At 48.3% G+C, this 659-nt stretch carries 1 protein-coding gene; it reads left to right on the top strand.

Annotated features, from left to right (window positions below; genetic code table 11):
* Positions 1-659, top strand: a 659-nt coding sequence (locus R7Q09_RS26150) for a Bcr/CflA family multidrug efflux MFS transporter (protein WP_318143944.1), incomplete at both ends; no start/stop codon positions are given.

Genomic DNA, 659 nt, shown 5'->3' on the forward strand with positions numbered 1-659 from the left:
TGCACCTGGTGCGGTTCAAATTACATTGACGGCTTATACGGCGGGTTTTGCGATTGGTCAGTTAATTCATGGGCCGCTTGCCGATAGCTTTGGCCGCAGACCTGTACTGATTTTGGGTGTGCTTTTCTTTGGATTAGCAGCTGTGGTGAGTGCGACCACAAACGGCATTGATGCGTTAACCTATGTTCGTACCGCTCAAGGTTTTGCTGGCGCGGCAGCGGCGGTCATTATTCAAGCTGTGGTGCGTGACATGTTTGACCGTGAAGACTTTGCGCGTGCAATGTCTTTCGTCACATTAGTTATCACGATTGCCCCGTTGGTTGCGCCGATGATTGGCGGTCACCTTGCGATTTGGTTTGGATGGCGTTCTATCTTTTGGGTGCTGGCTATCTTTGCTGTGGTTGTCATTCTGCTGGTGTTTTGGAAAATTCCGGAGACGCTAAAACCAGAAAACCGCCAACCACTGCGTTTTCGTACCACATTAAAAAACTACGCCCGTTTGTGTTCAAGTTCTGAAGCGGTGGGCTTGATGGTGTCTGGTGCATTCTCGTTTTCGGGGATGTTTGCATTCCTAACTGCGGGTTCGTTTGTTTATATTGATTTGTATGGTGTTCGACCTGACCAATTTGGTTACTTATTTGGTTTGAACATTGTGGCGA

The sequence above is a fragment of the Vibrio sp. 2130-1 genome (assembly GCF_033339515.1).